The 15866-nt window shown below is 72.1% G+C and carries 10 protein-coding genes; 4 read left to right on the top strand and 6 right to left on the bottom strand.

Features of this window, described 5'->3' with window-relative positions:
* Positions 1-3 precede the first annotated feature (3 nt).
* A complete protein-coding gene (locus ACWDRB_RS01325; RefSeq protein WP_449891397.1) occupies positions 4-897 on the top strand; it encodes an NAD-dependent epimerase/dehydratase family protein in 894 nt (297 codons plus the stop codon).
* A 4-nt stretch (positions 898-901) separates the two neighbouring features.
* Here the strand turns inward: ACWDRB_RS01325 and ACWDRB_RS01320 are convergent, their stop codons facing one another.
* Positions 902-1537, bottom strand: a complete 636-nt coding sequence (locus tag ACWDRB_RS01320) for an HAD family hydrolase (protein ID WP_397365315.1) — start codon at positions 1535-1537, stop codon at positions 902-904.
* An 87-nt stretch (positions 1538-1624) separates the two neighbouring features.
* Here ACWDRB_RS01320 and ACWDRB_RS01315 point away from each other — a divergent pair, with 87 nt between their 5' ends.
* Entirely contained in the window at positions 1625-2914 is a 1290-nt protein-coding gene (locus tag ACWDRB_RS01315) for an MFS transporter (RefSeq protein WP_449891396.1), read from the top strand.
* A 57-nt stretch (positions 2915-2971) separates the two neighbouring features.
* Here ACWDRB_RS01315 and ACWDRB_RS01310 read toward each other — a convergent pair whose 3' ends face one another.
* Together ACWDRB_RS01310 and ACWDRB_RS01305 are read right to left on the bottom strand one after the other, a co-directional pair.
* Positions 2972-4258, bottom strand: coding sequence for a sialidase family protein (locus tag ACWDRB_RS01310; RefSeq protein ID WP_449891395.1), 1287 nt, complete (start codon positions 4256-4258; stop codon positions 2972-2974).
* A 155-nt stretch (positions 4259-4413) separates the two neighbouring features.
* Positions 4414-5634: a LeuA family protein gene (locus ACWDRB_RS01305; RefSeq protein WP_449891394.1), complete on the bottom strand. Its 1221-nt coding sequence runs from the start codon at positions 5632-5634 to the stop codon at positions 4414-4416.
* A gap of 85 nt (positions 5635-5719) precedes the next feature.
* On the opposite strand from ACWDRB_RS01305, the gene ACWDRB_RS01300 reads away from it, so the two are divergent.
* A complete protein-coding gene (locus tag ACWDRB_RS01300; protein WP_449891393.1) occupies positions 5720-7015 on the top strand; it encodes a citrate synthase in 1296 nt (431 codons plus the stop codon).
* Between the two features lie 126 nt (positions 7016-7141).
* Here the strand turns inward: ACWDRB_RS01300 and ACWDRB_RS01295 are convergent, their stop codons facing one another.
* The 3 genes from ACWDRB_RS01295 to ACWDRB_RS01285 are packed head-to-tail and all read right to left on the bottom strand — an operon-like array spanning position 7142 to position 13557.
* Positions 7142-10525: a chromosome partitioning protein ParA gene (locus tag ACWDRB_RS01295; RefSeq protein WP_449891392.1), complete on the bottom strand. Its 3384-nt coding sequence runs from the start codon at positions 10523-10525 to the stop codon at positions 7142-7144.
* A 57-nt stretch (positions 10526-10582) separates the two neighbouring features.
* A complete protein-coding gene (locus ACWDRB_RS01290; RefSeq protein WP_449891391.1) occupies positions 10583-12361 on the bottom strand; it encodes a hypothetical protein in 1779 nt (592 codons plus the stop codon).
* Positions 12361-13557 carry a hypothetical protein gene (locus tag ACWDRB_RS01285; protein WP_449891390.1) on the bottom strand — a complete coding sequence of 399 codons (1197 nt, stop codon included), beginning with the start codon at positions 13555-13557 and terminating at the stop codon, positions 12361-12363. Before ACWDRB_RS01285 ends, ACWDRB_RS01290 begins: the two co-directional genes overlap by 1 nt.
* Before the next feature lie 163 nt (positions 13558-13720).
* On the opposite strand from ACWDRB_RS01285, the gene ACWDRB_RS01280 reads away from it, so the two are divergent.
* The gene (locus ACWDRB_RS01280; protein ID WP_449891389.1) at positions 13721-15862 is read left to right on the top strand and encodes a hypothetical protein; all 2142 of its coding nucleotides are present in this window, start codon (positions 13721-13723) and stop codon (positions 15860-15862) included.
* Positions 15863-15866: the final 4 nt, after the last annotated feature.

Below are 15866 nucleotides of genomic sequence, written 5' to 3'. Positions count from 1 at the left end.
GGAGTGGAACCCATGCGCGTCGTCGTCACCGGAGCCCATGGCAAGGTCGGCCGGGCGGCCGTCAAGGCGCTGGCCGAGGCCGGTCACGAGGTGACCGGCGTGGATCTCACGCGCCCGATCTGGGAGCGGCACGAGCCCGGCGAACCGGCCTACAAGCAGGCCGAGCTGACCGACGCCGGGCAGGCGTACGCCGTGGTCCACGGGGCCGACGCGGTCGTGCACGCCGCCGCCATCCCCGACCCCACCGCCAACGCGCCGCACGTGGTCTTCCAGAACAACCTGATGGCCACGTTCAACATGATCGAGGCGGCGATCCGCCTGGGCGTCCCCCGCTTCGTGAACATCTCCAGCGAGACCGTCCCCGGCTACTTCTTCGCCGACCGGCCCTTCCTGCCCGACTACGCGCCGGTGGACGAGGAGCACCCGGCTCGGCCGCAGGACCCGTACGCGCTGTCCAAGCACTTCGGCGAGCAGCTCATGGACGCCGCGGTGCGCCGCTCCGACATCAGGTGCATCTCGCTGCGGCCGAGCTGGGTGCAGCACGAGGGCAACTACGAGCGCAACATCGGACCGCAGGTCCGCGACGCCTCCTTGATCGGCGCGGGGCTGTGGAGCTACACCGACGTGTACGACCTCGCGGACGCGATCGTCCTGGCCGTCGAGTCCGGCCTGCCCGGGCACGAGGTGTTCTACATCGCCGCGCCCGACAACGCGGGCGGGCACGACTTCGCCGTCAAGCTGCGGGAGCACTACGGCGACCGGATCGAGCTGCGGCCGATCTCCCGTCCGGACTCCTCGGGCATCTCGTGCGACAAAGCCCACCGCCTGCTGGGCTGGACCCCGAAGCGGTCGTGGCGCGACTACCTGGACGAGAACGGCCGTACCCGCCAGGGGTGACGACTCAGCGTTCGAGGGAGGTGATCAGCTCCGGCAGCGTGGCCGGGTCGTGGAACAGGGTGGCGCCCAGACCGGCGAGGCGGTCGCCGGGGATGAGGCCGCCGGCGAAGGCCAGGCAGCGCATGCCCGCGCGCATCGCCGCGGTCACCCCGAACGGGCTGTCCTCCACCACCACGCACCGCTCTGGCTCGGCCCCCAGCGTGGCCGCCGCGTGCAGGAACAGGTCCGGCTCCGGCTTGCCCCTGGCGACGTCCTCGGCGCTGAACACCCGCCCGTCGAACCGCCCGGCCAGCCCCACGAGCTCGAGGCTGTGGCGGATCACGCTGTGCCGGCCGTTCGAGGCCACGCAGCTCGGCACGGTGAGCCGGTCGAGCGCCTCCTCGATGCCTCGGACCGTGCGCAGCTCAGCCTTGACCGCCGCCATGTACTCGGCTCTGAGCTGATCGCGCCAGCCCGGCGGCGTCTCGCCCACCTGCTCTTCCCAGTAGTCGTTCGTGCAGCCCACGAACCGCTCGATGTACTCCGTCTCGTCAATCGACCAGCCCAGGCGGCGCAGCGCCGCCGTGCCCACGCGTACGGAGATCGGCTCGCTGTCCACAAGCGTTCCGTCGCAGTCGAAGATGACAAGATCGACAGCCAAAACCCGTTCCTTTCGGAGGTCTCTTTTCGCTGGTGATAGCTTCTTCGTATCGCTTCACAAGACGCTATTCCGCATAGTGAGACAAATGTGACAACGTCCCCCCAAGTCGCCGCACCCAGCCGGTCAAGGATCGCGGCCGCCAGCCTCATCGGCACGGCGATCGAATTCTATGATTTCTACATTTATGGCACCGCGGCGGCCCTGGTGCTCAACACCGCGTTCTTCCCCGGCATGGACCCGGTGGCGGGCAACCTGGCGGCGTTCTCGACGTTCGCGGTGGCGTTCCTGTCGCGCCCGCTCGGCTCGGCCCTGTTCGGGCACTGGGGCGACCGGGTCGGCCGCAAGTCCATGCTTGTGGTGTCGCTGCTGGTGATGGGGCTCTCCACGGTCGCCATCGGGCTGCTGCCCGGCTACGCGGCCATCGGCGTGATCGCGCCCGTGCTGCTGGTGCTGCTGAGGTTCACGCAGGGCATCGGGCTCGGGGGCGAATGGGGCGGCGCGGCGCTGCTGGCCACCGAGCACGCGCCGCCCGGCAGGCGCGGGCTGTACGCGATGTTCCCGCAGCTCGGCCCGTCGGCCGGGTTCATCGTCGCGAACGGGCTGTTCCTCGTGCTGGGGGAGACGCTCAGCGATGAGCAGTTCGGGGCCTGGGGGTGGCGGCTGCCGTTCGTGGCGAGCCTGCTGCTGGTGATCGTCGGCCTGTACGTACGGCTCAAGATCTCCGAGACGCCGGTCTTCCAGGCGGCAATGGACCAGCACCGGATCGCCAAGGTGCCGATCGTGGCCCTCCTGCGGCAGCAGTGGCGGCGCGTGCTCCTCGGCGCCGGCGCCATGACCGTCGCCTACACGCTCTTCTACACCGCCACCACCTACTGCCTGGCGTACGGCACCACCGCGCTCAAGATCCCGAAGACCACCATGCTCGGCCTGACCATGGTCGGGGTCGTGTTCATGGCCGCGGGCACGGTGGTCTCCGCGATGGTCTCCGACCGGCTGGGCCGTCGCCGCACCCTGCTCACCGGGACGGGCGTGGCCGTCGTGTGGGGGCTGGTGATGTTCCCGCTGATGGAGACCAGGTCCGTGTTCCTGGTGGGCGTGGCGCTGGCGGGGGCGCTCGGCCTGATGGGGCTGGTCTTCGGGCCGATGGGCGCGTACCTGCCGGAGCTCTTCAAGACCCAGTACCGCTACAGCGGCGCCTCGGTGGCCTACAGCCTGGGCGGCGTGCTCGGCGGCGCGGTGCCCCCGCTGGTCGCCACGAGCCTGCAGGCCGGCGGGGTGGGCGTGATGGGCGTCGGCGCGTACGTCTCGGCGATGGCCCTGCTGAGCCTGCTCTGCCTGCTCGCCCTCCCCGAGACGGGCGAGGACAGCCTCCAGTAGCGCTTTGTCAGGTCGGCGCGTCGTGGGCGGTGAGCGCTGCGGCAGCCAAGGCGACGACTATGCCGGCGGCGGTTCCGGGCGGCCGTTGGCGACCCAGGTGGGGTGGAAGCGGCGGAAGATGATGCTCATGTTCTTGTCGCTGCCCGAACTGTTCTGCTCGCCCCACTCGATGGCCGCGCCGACCTGATTGTCGGCGGTCTGCAGCATGCTGGAGTAGCCCCCTTCGACCCCGTTCACGTTCGGCCTGCCGTCCCGTCCCTTCGGCTGGGGCGCGGGAAAGTCGCCGAGCAGGCGGGTGTACGGCCAGCCGACGCCGTCGTCGTAGCTCATCCAGACGCGCATGGGGGTCCGGCTTCGGGAGCCGCTGCCCGGGTGGGGGCCGAGGAACAGGATCCGGTTCGGCGACCCGGCGAAGCGCAGCGTCGAGGCCTGGCAGTCGGGATCGGGCAGGACACGGCCGTCCGGCTCGAGGTGATCGGTGTAGCCGGAGAAGCCGCCGTCGAGGGTGCCGGTGGCGACCAGCCGCTTGAGCAGCGGCGGATCGCTGGCGTTGGCGAACCTGGCACGATCGTTGCGATACAGGTCGCCGCTGAACCGCTGCAGGATCGTGGCCTCGTCGGTCTTGGTGACGTCGGTGTTCGTCAACTCCTGGTAGTGCCAGTCAGTATCCCCTGGCCGCTTGTAGATGTTGCGCCACTTGGCCGGGATGACCAGCGTTCCGTCGGTCATCCTGATGCCGGCGCCGGGGCCGATCGAGTCGTTGAACCATTTCCTGTTCAACGGATCGCTCGGGTCCTTGTGCGGTTTGAGCGTGTCGGTCTTGTCGGTGAGGGTCCAGCCGCCGGTGGGCAGGCCGTTGGCGTCGGTGGCTGACGAGGCCACCCACACCGCGCGGTCGTCCCAGCTGTCGAAGTCGCCGACGCTCGTCCAACTGGCCGCCATCCGGTTGAAGAACAGGTAGACGGTCTGCCCGTCGAAGACCGCGGTGGGGTTGCCGACGGCGTCCGGCCACCCGGTGGCCACCGCCTTGATCCCGGACCAGGTGCCGGGTTTGCCGGAGTCCCTGGAGGTCTTGTAGATGAGGTCGATGTTGCCGTAGTCGTCGTTGTCGCCGACCCGGCCTTCGGCGAAGGCGATGACCGTGTTCCCCTTGGTACGGATCACGGCCGGCGCGCGGAAGGAGTGGTAGTCGACCCGGTAGGCGCCGTTGACGTAGGCCTCGTTGCCTCCGTCGAAGAGCACTTCCGCGGAGGGCGTGGACGCCGCGTCGGCCGGAGTCGCTACGAGAAGGCTCGCGGCGACCAGCGCGATGGCCGCGAGCGATCGGACACATGAAGGGCTCACCGTGCGAAAAGTACAACTACCTGTTGATCGTGGGAAGTCCGGGACAGAAGGGGCCAACAACTAGGTGTGCGGCGCGGCAGTACTTCCGCACGCTCGGAAAGATGGCCGAACTGCCGGGTCGGGGTGTGAGCTCGCCGTTTGTCTTCCTGCGCGTGCTAGGGGTTGTCGTGGCCGGGGAACAGCAGGGACAGTTCCCGCGGGTACGCGGCGATCAGGCGCAGCTCGTCGTCCGTGAGCGGGCGACCGGTCATGGCGTTGCAGAGCTGCACCAGCCGGAACGCCAGGTCCTCCTCGCGGACCTCCACGCCCAGCCCGTCCATGACGTGCCGGAAGCCGGCCTTGCCGCCGTACTCGCCGGTCAGCACCACCCGGCCGTCCCGCGCGTGCCAGTCCTGCGGGAACGGGCCCAGCGTGGCCTCGTCGTACAGCTCGTAGTTGCCGTGGTCCTTGAGCGCGCCGTCGGCGTGGATGCCGCTCTCGTGCGCGAACGCGTTGCGTCCCACCCCGACCTGGTTGTACGGCAGCGGCTGCCCGAACGCGTAACCGGCCCACAGACCGAACCTGCGCGCCCATGACAGGTCGAGGGTGTCGCCGATCTCCGCGTCGAGCCCGAAGCCGTGCCGGAAGGCCAGGACGGTCGAGAGCAGGTCGGCGTTGCCGGAGCGCTCGCCGATGCCGTTCACGCACGTGTTGATCCACGCGTCCTGCCCGGCGTCGAGGTCGCCGAGGGCGCCCGAGACGGAGTTGGCCACGGCCATGCCCAGGTCGTTGTGGCAGTGGGTCTCGACCGGCATCGCGGTGGCGGCGGCCAGCTTGGCGAGGCGCTCGCGGATCCTGTCGGGCGTGTCGCCGCCGATCGTGTCGCAGTAACGCACCCGGTCGGCGCCCGCCTCCTTGGCCGCCAGCGCGAACTCCAGCAGGAACCCGTCGTCCGTCCTCGAACCGTCCTCGGCGTTGACCCCCACGGTCTCGGCGCCCGCGGCCTTGGCCGTGCGCACCGCGGCCGTCATCTCCCTGACGATCGCGCCCCTGTCCAGCCGTCCCCGGAACTTGTTCTGGATCATGTAGTCGGACGTCGAGATGGACAGGTTGTAGTGCCTGAGCCCGAGCGGGGCCGCCTTCTCGACGTCCTGCGGCACACCCCGGCACCAGCCCGACAGCCGCAACCCGCCGAACGCCCCCGCCTCGGCCAGCGCCACCTGCGCCTTGACGTACGGGACCTCGTGGAACAGGAAGGGGAACCCGATCTCGGACTGCGCCACGCCGAGCTTGGCCAGATAGAAGTTGACCATGGTCTTGCCGAACTTCGACAGGCCGGTGCGCGCGGTCTGCACGCCGTCCCGGTTGGTCACATCGAGGAAGTGAACTTTTGGCATGCCTTCACGTTGACATGCTCTTTCAACGTGTATCAATATTGATTTTCATCAACCATCCTGTTGGGGTTCGGAGGAATTCGCCGACGTGGAGTGGATCGACGCGGCCACGGCGTCCGAGCGTCTCGGCGTCAAACCGGCCACTTTGTACGCGTACGTGAGCCGGGGGGTGCTGCAGCGGCGGCACAGCGAGGACGGGCGGCGCAGCCTCTTCTCGGCGGAGGAGATCGAGCGCCTCGCCCGCCGCGGCCGTCCCCGGAGCCAGCCGCCGGAGCTCGTCATCGAGTCGGCCATCACGGCCCTGGGCGTGGACCGGCCCCACTACCGGGGCCTCGACGCGCTGGGGCTGGCGCTCACCAGCGACTTCGAAACGGTCGCCGCCTGGCTCTGGACCGCCGACCCCTCCCTCTGGCTTCCCCCACCCCTTCCCACCCCCACCACCCCAGCACCCCCACACCCACCCACCACCCCGGCGGACCCACGCCCGTCTGCCACCCCCGCCCGCCAAGGGGACCTTTGGCCGGAGCCGTGGCGGTGCGAGGACGATGCGCTGCGGGCGGCCGTGACCGCCCAGCGCGGCCTCCCCGACGACCTCCTGCCCCTCGACCGGCTGCAGGTGATCACCACGGTCCTGGGCGCCTCCGACTCCCTGCGCTACCAGCTCGACCCCGCCTCCGTAGCCGCGACCGGCCGCCGCATGATCGCGGGCCTGGTCGACGCGCTCCCGCAGCTCAGCGAGCCCCAAGGCGACTCGATCGCCGAGCGGCTCTGGTCCCGCCTGTGCCCCCACCCCGCCACCCCCGGCCTCCTGAACGCCGTCCAGGCCGCCCTGGTCCTGCTCGCCGACCACGAGCTCGCCGCCTCCACCCTGGCCGCCAGGGTCGCCGCCTCCGCCAAGGCCGACCCGTACGCCGTCGTGCTGACCGGGCTCGGCGTGCTGGGCGGCCCGCTGCACGGCGGCGCGTCGTACGGCGCCGAACGCCTGCTCGCCGAGGTCGCCGAGCCGCACCAGGCCGCCCGGGCGATCGCCGAACGGGTACGCCGAGGCGAGCGCATCCCCGGCTTCGGCCACAGCGTCTACAAGAACGGCGACGCGCGCGGCGCCCTCCTGCTCGACCTGGTCAAGGAGGCGGCGCCAGGGCACGACCGGATCGCCGCCGGGACGGCCGTCCTGGAGGAGATGCGCAGGCGCCGCCTCCCGGAGCGCAACGTAGACTTCGCCCTCGCCATCCTCACCGCCGTCAGCGGCATGGTGAGCGGCGCGGGCGAGGCCATCTTCGCGGTGGCCAGGGCGGCGGGGTGGCTGGCGCACGCGATGGAGGAGTACGACCGAGGCGCCCTGCTCCGCCTGCGCGCCTCCTACACGGGCCCGCCCGTCAAGTGACCGCCCTCGGGCCCGCCCGGAAGGTGGGCACCCTCAGGGCCGCCCGTCAGATGGGCGCCCTCACGCCTCTCGTCAGGTGAATGCCCACAGGGCGCCCCGTCAAGTGGCCACCCTCAGGGCCGGCCGTCAAGTGAGCGCCGCCGTCGTCCTGTCGACGTAGGCGGCCAGGGCGCGCACCCGGTCGGCGTGCTGGTCGTGCCCGACGATCACCGGCGGCTCGTTGTACGGCATCGCGTCCGACGACCGCCGCAGCTTGATGTACTGCCCGCAGGCGTCGATCGCGTACGGCTCCATGTCGTCCTGCAGCGCCCCGATCACCGTGATCCCGTACGTCTCCCCGATCCGCCTGAAGAGCGCGACCGCCTCCCTGCGGTGCTCCTTGCCCAGGTTGCGGCCCAGTTCGTCGAGCACCAGGCACAGGTGACCGCCCCCGGACGAGGCGATGGCCGCCGCGCACACCAGCTTGACGGCCTTCTCGTCCATGAGCGCGGTGTTGGCCCGCCGGTTGTACGGCACGAACCCCTGTCCCTCGCCGCGCCGCCACTTCGGCGTCACCCGCCACTGCCAGCGCTGCTCGGGATCGGCCGGCGCGGGCGGCACCGGGAACTCCAGCGTCGCCCCGTAACCCCCGTACGACGTGTCGAGCTTCTCGAACTCCTCGGCCACCCGCGTGAGCCGCGCCTTGATCGCCGCCGTCAGCGCCGCCCGGTGCACGGCCGTCGACTGCGCCGCCTCCTCGGCTCCCCTGGCCGCCGCCGACAGGTCGCGCTGCCGGGTGACGACCTGCGCCTCGATCTGGCGGCGCTGGTGCCGTTCGTACTCCTCCTGGCCCCGCAGGTAGGAGGCCAGCGCCCCGCACACCGCCGCGAACGTCGCCTGCTCCCGCGCCGTGCTCCCGCCCCGCTCGCTCAGCAGGAACCGCAGCTCCTCGGGAATCTCCGCGTCCTCCTCCGGGAACGTGTCGCGCAAGGCCTGGTCGAAGTGGCGTTCGGCGACCCGCCACCACTCCTCGGCCGCACGTGGCCGCTCCTCCTCGGGCAGCGCGTGCAGCCATTCGCGGGCCGTCTCGACCGTGCCGCCCCAGTCGGCGGCCAGCGCGTCGAGCTTGAGCGCCTCGCGCTCGGCGCCGACCTTGGTCTCCTGGTCGCGTGCCTGCGTTCGCTCGGCCTCGTGCCGGTGCCGCCGCCCCTCCAGGCGTTCGATCTCCATGTCCCTGGTCCTGGCCCGGAAGTCCAGCGCACCGGCGTGCCGCTCGGCCTCGGCCACCTTCGGCGCCAGCTCCCCGATCGCCGCGTTCAGCTCGGTCAGCCTGGCCCGCCGCTCGCCCAGCTTCTCCTCCAGCTCGGCCAGGCGCACCCCGGCCCTGGCCCCTTCCAGCCGACGCTGCGCCTCCGCGACGTCCTCTTCTCCGTCACGTACGGCCTGCGCCGCCGTCTCCTGGACGTCCTTGGCCCGGTTGAGCCGCAGCTCGGCGGCCTTGATCCGAGCCTCACGCCCGGTCGCCACCCCGTCGAACGCCCCCACGACGCTCACCCCGGCCGAGCTGACCAGCACGGACCCGGGCAACTCGGCCAGGGCGGCAGCGGCGGCGTCGAGCTGCGCGGCATCCACGATCACCGCATGCTCGTTCGGCCACCCCCGCAAATCCCCCAACGCGACCCCGGCCAACCGTCCACCGGTACCACTCACCGCGTCGCTGCCGGGCGCCTTCCCGTAGCGTGCTTTGAGGGTGGCGCCGAGCGCGTCGGCATCGCCCGACCCAGCAGCAGCCCCGGTCGCCCCAGCGGCGGCCGAGGTCGTTCCGGGGGCGGCCGAGGTCGCTCCGGTCGTCCCGCGTAGTGCCCGGCCTCCGCCGGCGGACTGTGCCGGGGGTGCGTGGGCGGCGTCGCGGGCCTGCTCGGCCACGTCGAGCGCGTCCAGCAGGCCGGTCGCGCCGATGCCCGCCGCCGCCAGCGTGTTGAGCTGGGCCGCCGCCGGACCGCCCTCGGCGTCGTCCAGCGCCGCCTGCGCCGAGGACACCTCCTGGTCGGCCACCCCGAGCGACTTGAGCGCCTCGTTCAGCCGCAGCCGGACCTCCCGCAGCTCCCGCTCGGCCGTGGGCACGTCACGCCCGTCCGCGAACCTGCGCGTCTCCTCCAACGCCGGGATCAGACCGCGCAGCTCGTCGGCGGAGTTCTCGGCCACCGCGCGGTCGGCGTCCAGCTTGGCCGCCCGCGCCTGCTGCGCCGCCAGCTCCTTACGGGCCTGCGAGACCTGCCTGTCGAGGGTGTCCTCCCGCAGCGTGCCGATCTCCGCCTTGACCATGGCGATCGCCTCGGCCGCCGCCTCACCGGCCGCGTGGTGCCGTTCCAGGTCGGCGGCCAGCGCCTCGTCCTTGCCCGCCGCATCGGCCAGCTTGCGCGCCTGCCTGCCGCGCCAGCACCGCAGCGCGTCCGCCAGCCGGATCCTCGCCTGATCACGCCGGTCGAACGTGGTCACCAGCGCCTTCGACTCCGTCTCGAACTCCGCCAGCCGTTCGGCCGCCTGCGCGGCGCGCACCCGCTTGGCGTGCTCGTCGCGGCGGGCCTCCCGCTCCTGCTCCAACTCGGCGTCGAGGCCGGTGAGGGCCGCGATGGCCTCGAAGACGCGTTCGGGCGAGATCTCGTTGAGCGGCTGGGAGAGCAGGTTCGTGGCCACCTTGCTGCGTACGGAGGTGGACAGGAACGACACACACCGGACCCGGTCGCCGTAGAGCACCTTGGTGAGGTCGCGCGCCACCACGTCGCGCCGCCCTGCGGACTTCGGCAGCGTCGCCCAGATCTCGTCGGCGCGTGCCACCCGCTCGGCCTCGGACGGGGAAGCCGCCAGATGCACCCCTTCCCGCCACCGGATCTCCAGGTGCGGCGCCTCCTGGTTGACCTTGAGCCACACGGTGAGCGCCCCGCCCGAGGTGTCGGGCACCTCGAACAGCTCACCGCTCAGCTCATCCCCGGCCACCTGACTCTCGAGCGCGAACTCGCCACCCCCTGAAACGGCTGCGCCACCCGTGGCCGCTCCGTCGCCTGCCGCACCGGTCGGCGTCGCGCCACCCTGGAGTGTGGTGCCGGCTCGGGCGCGGTCCGACGAGTCACCGTGCTCCGCACCAGCCGGAACGGCGCCCGTCGCCTCCGCCGAGTCGTACGGGGCGAAGCCGTCCATGCCGGGCGGGCCGAAGACGCCCACGATGTAGCCGTGGTCGGCGCTCGCCCACTGGCGGGATCCGGCGCCGCTGGCCAGCTCGGCGTTGAAGAGCAGCTCCGACACCGCCTTGGCGCCCGAGGCGAAGCGCCACTGCTCGTCCCCGAGCAACGCCGTGATCGAGGCGATGAACGATGACTTGCCCGCGCCGTTGGAGTCCTTGGGCCCGGCGCCCGCCACGACGATGAGCGTGCCGGGGACGGTGGGCACCGGATGGGTCGAGAGCCGCGAAATGTTGACCGCCTGCACAGCGATCAGCACCCGGTCTCCGACGACGTTCTCCACCTGCGACACCTGTTACCCCCGTAGTCCTTCCATCAGTCATGACGCTGAATCTGTGTGCCGTCGCGGTCACTTCGCCGATCTTCGGGCTCGTACGGCGGCCGCCAGCGGCGTGTTGGGCCCGGCCGCCAGGATCAGCTCCTCCTGCAACCGCCGCCGGGCCGCCGGAGTGAGCCGGTGGAACTGCGGCCCCGGCACGTAACCGCCCGCCTCCTCCCCGGCCTTGACCTGCCCTATCAGCCCCGCGTGCCGCAACGTCCGCAGCGCCGCCTCCAGCTCGCCGATCGGCAGCTGGGTGTGGCGGCGCAGCTCGTCCACCGGCGTGGGGTGCGGCGACAACCACGAGTCCTCGGGCAACAGCCCCTCGGCCCTCGGGATGGCGACGGAGTGCACCAGGACGAGCGTCAGCACGGCCCGCTCGCTCACCCCCAGCCGCGGGCCCGCCGGAACAGCGGCCCGGACGCCGGGAGCCACCGCCCGCACGGCCCCCGGATCGCCACCGCCCGCCCGAACGCCACCCTCGCCCGCCTCTCCGGAGATGGCCCCGCCCGCCTCCCCGACGGCAGCCGCGCCCGCTTCTCTGGGGATGACCGTGCCTGCGGGACTCTCCACCGGAGCCGAGCCGGCACCGGCAGAAGCACCGTGCGCGGCTCCGCCCGGGACCTCGTGCGCGACCTCGCGCCGGGCCCCGCGTGGAATCTCGTGCGTGTCCTTGTGCGTGTCCTTATGCGGGGCCTCGGTTGCGGATGCCGTGAGGGTGGCGGCTCGGGTGTCGTCGTAGCCGGAGGTCCAGCGGTCGCGGTGCTGGATCAGCGTACGGCCGCGCCTGGCCAGCATCTCGCTCACCGTATGGCGCAGCGCAGGGTCGCGCAGGGCGGCGAAGCGGACCTCCTGCACCGGCTCGGCGGCGTGCTCCACCACCATGAACGCCGCCACCAGCTCCGCCCGCCGCCGCTCGTCATAAGCCCCCAGCAGGTCGTCGAACTCCGCGGACCCGCCCTCGACCCGCCCCCCGAGCCCTGCCTCCGGGTCGGGGACGGGTTCGGCCGGGTGGGCGGCGGCCACGATGTCGGCGTCGCCGACCACGGTGAGCTCGGGGCGTTCGGGCTCGGGCAGGCGGCGGACCAGCTCCTGCAACTGCGCGTGCGACTCGACCGGCCACAGCGCACAGCGCGGGCCGAGGGTGACCACGCCGTCGTCCACGACGACCCACGCCGAGTCGTGCAGGCGCCGCATCGCGCCGATCGCCCAGTTGCGCATCAGGTCGTCGGTGCGGCCGATCAGCGCCCGGTACGTGTCGAGCACCAGCTCCACGGGCGCGGGCTCGCCCGGCCACGGGTCCACGGACAGGTCGGTCCAGCAGCACTTGAGCACCGCCGCCAGCACTCGCCTGGTCTCGCCGGACCGCTCCACCGGAACGGGCGACACCTGGTACTCCTCCAGCAGCGACGGCGTCACCCCGTCGGGCCACACCGGCAGAGCCTGCCCGGTGGAGTCGGGCCGCGTCAGCCGCGCCATGCCCGGCGGCGCGGGCTCCCCGGCCGCCAGCCACAGCGGCCCACCCGAGCGCACCCGCACATGCGCGGTGGGCCCGTCAAGGGCACCCGCCCGAGCCCGCGTCCTCGCGGCGCCCTTCGGACGACCCCCCGCACGGGCGCCGTCGTGCCCGCGCGCCGACGTGCTCGCCTCCGGGGGGTGCGGCGTCTCCGGGGTGTGCGGGGCCGGTTGGTCAGCGGGCCGGGGCTCGTCCCGTGCGGCCGGGGCGTCGCCCGCCGAGAGCGCAGGAGCGTCCGGCGCGGCCGCATCCGGACGGCCGGCCTCCGGGTGGGTGGGGTTCGGGGTGGGCATCAGGTGCGCTCCAAGTAGCCCTTGGAGAGCCAGGCCGGCTCGCGGTCCGGATCGATCGAGATCCCGTCGGACCACGCCAGCCGGTAAGGCAGCTCAGGCCGCAGGTCCACGGTCGTCAGGTCGGCCAGCACGCGACGCGCCGAGGGCCAGTCGGAGCCCAGCACGTCGGCCAGCGCCACCCGAGGGGCGTCGCCCAGCAGCGACTCCGCCACCTCCCGCAGCCGCTCCATGGCCGCGCTGAGCGAGGTGTCGAGCGAGTCGCCGGGACCGGGGTCGGGCAGGTTGGAGCGCGGGGGAGTGGGCTGGGCGGGAGCGGGGCGCGGGGCCTCGTCCACGGCGCGGGCGATGGCGGCCGGATCGTGCCACGGCGCGGGCACGTCGAACACGAACCCGTCGAGCACCGCCGCCAGCTGCTCCCGCGACGCGGTCTGCGAGAACGTGCGCCACGTCTCGGTGGGCAGCAACGTCAGGTTGCGGGTGGTGCCCGCCGAGTCGGCCAGGCGTCCGGCGGCGCGGCGGGAGGCGTCGCTGTAGGCGTAGATGGCCGCCCGCAGGTCGGTGCAGACCCGGTCGAGCTCCGGCCATCGGGTCAGGATGGTGCCGTGCAGCCCCTGCGCGCGCCGGGCGATCTCCTCGGTGCCCCACAGCTTGGGCGCCTGCTCGCGCAGCTCCTCGATGGTGCCCGTGGTGAGCGTGATCAGCTCCAGCGCCCACAGCCGGAACGCCCGCGCCAGGTTGACCGCGCTCTGCCTGGCCTCCTCCATCGTCGTGCGGGGGTCGGCGACATTGAGGTCTTCGAGCGCCAGCAGCCGGTGCATCTCCGACTGCCCGCCGTCGGACATCATCCGCCGGATGAACATCAGCCCGACCACGCTCGTGAACGAGGCCCGGTAACGCAGCTGGTTGGGCTTGGGGAACACCTCGCGGATGGCCCCGAGCCCCTTGAGCACCCGCAGCCGGTTGTCGAACTGGTCGCCCGGATAGGCCCGGCACACGAAGCGCATCTGCTCGTGCGTCATCCACTCCTCGCCCGCCTCCGCGAACGCCGAGAACAGCGTCTCGGCGATGTCGACCAGGGCGGGGTCGTCGACGACCGCGCCGCTGTCGCGCGCCAGCGCGGCGAACATCCGGCGGTAGGTCGACAGGACCGCCTCGTCGGTGAGGACGGCGTCGAGGGTCAGGGGCTGTTCGGACACGGGCACTAAGGTACGGCTTCGCGCCGACAGTCTCGGCACACCACAACCACCTCACGAGCCCTACCAGCCGGTACATACGCACAAGCGACCGGTGAGCGCTAGTGTGATGCCCGATAATACGGGGGCAAACGCTCTGTAATCGTACATACGGGGTGAGTTACGCGTGCAGTTGCGCATGCTCCGAGGTGACCGAAGCACGGCCGTGATCGCCGGGGTGGCCGCCGTGGTCCTGGTGGCCGCGGCGGCGTGGTTCGGCGTGGGCGTGTCCAGCGCCAACCCGAAGCTGGCCGATGTCGGCGCCTGGCTCTGGACCCGGGCCAAGGGCAAGATCGTGCACGTCAACGGCCTGTCCGGCGAGGTCGACGGCTACCTCGGCGACAAGGCCGGCCGGCAGCTGCGCGTCGTGCAGGACGGCGGCAACGTGCTGCTCGTCGACGACGCCACCGGTTACGTCAGCCGCGTCGAGCCCAGCCAGCTCACGGTCTCCCAGACCCGCGACCTCGGCGCGGCCGGCCTGCAGATCGCGGTGTCCGGCGACACCGCGTACGCGGTGGACCCGGCGTCCGGCAAGGTCCAGCGGATCGACCCGGCCACGCTCAACTCCGTCGGCGCCCCGATCACCCTCCCCGGACCGCTCGGCGCGGCCCGCATCGACGGCGGCGGCCGCCTGTGGGTTCCCGTGACCGCGAAGGGCCAGGTCGTACCGGTGTCGAACGGCGCCGCGGCGAGCCCGCTCAAGGTCGGCGAGGCGGGCGAGGAGCTGGCGATCACGATCGCCGGCGGCCTGCCCGTCGTGGTCAACAGCCGGGCCGCCACCGCCACGGTCATCGGCGCGGACGGCGGGGTCGGCGAGATCACCCTGCCCAAGGGCGTGGCCCAGGCCGCCAAGGGCGGCGCGCTCACCCCGGCCACGACCGAAGGCCCGCTGGTCCCGATCCTCACACCCGGCGGCTCGGGGCTGCTCGTCGTGATCGACACCTCGTCCAACTCGGTGCTGAGCACCAAGTTCGAGTCGCAGGACCCCGCCAAACTCGGGGTGCCGCAGGTGCTCGGCAGCAAGGTGTACGTGCCCGACCAGGGCAAGGGCTCCCTCATCGTCTGGGACAGCGCGGCCGGCGGCCGGCCCACCACGCTCCAGGTGACCCAGGCGCCCGGCCCGGTGGACGTGTTCGTCAAGGACGGCCTGCTCTGGGCCAACGACGAGAACGGCGACAAGGCGGTCGTCATCGACCCCGAGGGCCGCAAGCACGACGTCGACAAGGACGACTCCGACGTACCGGGACCGACCAGCACGCCCAAGCCCAAGCAGACGCCGCGCCCGGACCCGTCCAAGACGGACGCCCGGCCCGACCCCGTGCCCACGAGGACGGAGCCGCGCCCCACGGAGACCCGTGAGGCCGAGCCGACCCGCGAGGCCGAGCCCACGCCGACCCCGAGCCGCGAGCCCACCAGGTCGCCCACGCCGACCCCGTCGCCCAGCGCGCCGTCCGCGCCCGGCGCGGTCAGCGCCAGGTCCGGGCCCGGCAAGGTGACGGTGACCTTCAGCCCGGCCACCGGCGGCAAGGTCGAGCGGTACACCCTGAAGACCTCGTCCGGCGCCGGCCGGTCCGTGCCGCAGTCGGTGGACGCGAACGGGCCGTTCCAGTTCGAGTTCACGGGCGGGGACTGCGCGAACGAGTACACGTTCGTGGTGGTCGCGCACTGGGCGGGCGGCGAGGTCGAGTCCCAGCCCAGCGCCGGGGCCAAGCCCTGCGTGGCGCCCGGCTCGCCGACCGGCTTCGCCGCCAAGGCCAAGAACCGGGGCGCCGAGCTGAGCTGGAGCGCCCCCGCGAACGCCGACGACGGCGTCACGTACGAGCTGACCGGCGCGGCGACCAACAACGGCATCAAGGGCACGTCGTTCACGGTGGACGGGCTGAAGAACAACCAGAAGCACGCGTTCAAGCTCAAGGCCAGGAACGCGGCGGGGGAGAGCCCGGACGTGGCCACGACCGAGGTGGACCTGGCCTACCCGAGGCAGCAGTACAAGAACAAGAACAACGCCCAGACCAACACCCTGATCCGGCCCACTCCCGCCAAGAACGGCGACGACAACGTCGGAAAGATCCCGAAGGACCAGTACATCACGGTGACCGTGATCTGCCAGGTCAAGGGCCAGTCTGTCACCGAGTCGCAAGACGGCAGCACCAGTGACATTTGGAACAAAGTTGAAACGCAGTACGGGAACGGGTGGCTCAGCGACACTCTGGTGGCGACTCCGGACGGCGGCTTCCCCGAGGGGCCGCTCTTCGAGTGCACCGACTGAGGAG

It is taken from the genome of Nonomuraea sp. NPDC003707 (genome assembly GCF_053587055.1).
The sequence above is the reverse complement of the archived record's forward strand: the minus strand, read 5'-3'. Positions and strand labels throughout refer to the sequence as shown.

Bases quoted from the DNA above. Each gene is read 5' to 3' on its own strand.
- ACWDRB_RS01305 (WP_449891394.1), bottom strand. From the start codon at position 5,634: ATGCCAAAAGTTCACTTCCTCGATGTGACCAACCGGGACGGCGTGCAG.
- ACWDRB_RS01290 (WP_449891391.1), bottom strand. From the start codon at position 12,361: ATGCCCACCCCGAACCCCACCCACCCGGAGGCCGGCCGTCCGGATGCG.